This is a genomic window from Pseudomonadales bacterium, from assembly GCA_013215025.1.
GTDB lineage: Bacteria > Pseudomonadota > Gammaproteobacteria > Pseudomonadales > DT-91 > DT-91.
In genome coordinates, this window is sequence record JABSRR010000257.1 from 1 (window position 1) to 2,371 (window position 2,371).

2 protein-coding genes are annotated in these 2,371 nt (G+C 47.4%); one reads left to right on the forward strand and one right to left on the reverse strand.

The genetic code is table 11. The annotated features are described in order from the left end of the window. The first annotated feature begins 426 nt into the window (after positions 1–426). Positions 427–1,548, forward strand: a complete 1,122-nt coding sequence (locus tag HRU21_12600; GenBank protein NRA43129.1) for a DUF1624 domain-containing protein — start codon at positions 427–429, stop codon at positions 1,546–1,548. 177 nt (positions 1,549–1,725) lie between these two features. On the opposite strand, the gene HRU21_12605 is transcribed toward HRU21_12600, so the two are convergent. Beyond that, the gene (locus HRU21_12605) at positions 1,726–2,094 is read right to left on the reverse strand and encodes an SgcJ/EcaC family oxidoreductase (protein NRA43130.1); all 369 of its coding nucleotides are present in this window, start codon (positions 2,092–2,094) and stop codon (positions 1,726–1,728) included. Between the last annotated feature and the right edge of the window lie 277 nt (positions 2,095–2,371).

The following is a 2,371-nucleotide window of genomic DNA, read 5'->3' on the forward strand; positions in this document are numbered from 1 at the left end:
GAAATTGGTAGACACAGGGGATTCAAAATCCCCCGCCTTAACGGGTGTGCCGGTTCGAGTCCGGCCTCTGGTACCATCTCTTTTAGAGAATCCTCGTTTATACTTAGCTTTTATACCTAGCGCCTATACTAATTTCGTATTTTTAGCTCTTATACTTAGCCCTACTGCAGGCTTTCTATAATTGGCTTTTAACAGCCCGAATCGATAGCGCAAATAAAGCGCCAAAATGTACCAGCAAAATAAACAGCCCGCGATATTAAAATCTTTGCGGATAGTCATCCGCCTTACTGTACTTTGCAGCCAGCATGCGGCTACACTTAAATTTTGAACACAAGCTTTGAACTATAAGTACCAAACCTTAAACAGGCTGCCTAGCCTTGTGTGATACGTAAATAGCTTAAGACTTTGAGGAAGGATAGCAATCCTATGCCCAGCTCAAACCGAATTGCCTCGATCGACTGGATGCGCGGCTTTGTGATGATTCTGATGGCGCTAGACCATGTTTCAATGGCCTATAACAAGCATCATCTCTCGAATGACTCAGCGATACTTTACCAATACGGCGACCCGCTGCCAGTGCTGGAGTTCTTTACCCGCTGGGTTGCGCATATCTGCGCCCCGGTGTTTGTTTTTTTGGCCGGTACGGCACTGGCTATTAGCGTAGAACGAAAAGTCGCCAAAGGCGTCGACAGCCGGCAAATCGATAAAGACATTTTCTACCGCGGCGCCTTTATCGCACTTTTAGACCCCACCATTATTTCGCTGTTTTCTGGCCGCATGACCTTTCAAGTCTTATTTGCGATTGGCGTGTCGATGATGTGTATGGCGCTGCTGCGCCGAGCCTCGCTACTTGGCCTGCTGACAATTGCGCTAAGCTGGTGGATCGCTGGCGAATGGATCACCGCAAGCGTCTGGCCACCCGAAGCCCACAACCCCAGCTCTATGGCAGCTGCGCTTTTGATATCCACCTATAACGCTGTCGACTTAGTCATTAAGTATCCGGTGATACCCTGGCTATCAGTGATGGTATTGGGCTGGGCTTTTGGTCGCTATTTACTCAACTATCAAGCCGGTCAGCACAAGATGCGACCCGATCTCTTGCTGTTTGCCTTAGGCCTGCTGTTGCTGCTGAGCTATTATGGCATTCGCTACCACAACGATTATGGCAATCTGTGGCTGTTTCGCTATGACAATTCGATTGTGCAATGGCTGCACGTCAGCAAATACCCACCCTCGCTTGCCTATCTAACTCTGGAGCTAGGCATGATGGCGATCATTCTTGCCAGCATGATGCAGCTAGAAAAGCTTATCGGCGTGCGTCAGAATGGGGTGCTGCTGGTATTTGGTCAAAATGCGATGTTTTTTTATTTAGTGCATCGCCTGCTGCTGGAGGGCTCGGCGACCTATTTAGGCCTCAGGCATTTCACCGAACTCGGCATGACCTATGCAATCACGCTGGCTCTGCTGATTGGCCTTTACCCCTTATGTGTTTACTATCGTGGGCTTAAGGCCCGCCACCCCAATACGCTGTGGGCAAAATATATCTAGGGTTTTTGTCAGGCATAAAAAAGGCCAGCATTGGCTGGCCTTGATATAAGCTTGTATAAACAACTTTAGGCTAAGCTTACACAAGCGAGAAAACGCTGGCTAATTTTCTAGCAAAAATCAAAAAGCTTTCTAGCAAAAATCAAAAAGCAGTAAGCAGTAAGCAGTAAGCAAAAAAACCTAGCCCTCAGGCATTGCCGATGAATGATGCTCAATAATTTTCCAGGCTTGGCCATTCCAGCGGTAAACATAGCTAAACCTGGCCTGTACTTGGGCACCGTCTTTAAAGCTAAAGGTATACACGCCCGAGTTAATAGCAATATCACCAAAGCTGCGCACATTCGACTCATCAATTTTACCCACTGGGCCTTTGGCTAAAAAACTCACAAAATAATCTTCAATTTCGGCGTGGTTGTGGCGCACCTGATTAGACACCGTCGGCAATAAAATAGCGTTAGTTTCGTAAAGGCTAACCACTTGCTTTGGGTCGCCGGTTTGCAGTGCCGCATTCCATTGCTCAAATAATGCGGGGATATCGTGTGTGCTCATACAAGCATTCCTTATCAAATAATCGTCGGTTTTTATAATGCAACGCGCCAAGCTGCTTGGTCGCAACGGCGCTTGTGCCGACGCTAACACGCGAAAAACTGAACCATTGTAGTTAACAATGTGCTGACCAAAAGCGTTGATAAAAACCGCCCGTTTAAATAGGGTACATCAAAGCTTAACTGGCAAGGCTGAATCAATCAGTGTGATAGCGCGAAAGCATCAATCTGCGCCATTATAGATGACGCAGCCGCTGACGGGGGATTTTTTTGCAGTAGCT

What these genes read in the sequence shown, in the direction of transcription:
- HRU21_12605 (NRA43130.1), bottom strand. Translation starts at nt 2,094, where the DNA reads ATGAGCACACACGATATCCCCGCATTATTTGAGCAATGGAATGCGGCA.
- HRU21_12600 (NRA43129.1), top strand. Translation starts at nt 427, where the DNA reads ATGCCCAGCTCAAACCGAATTGCCTCGATCGACTGGATGCGCGGCTTT.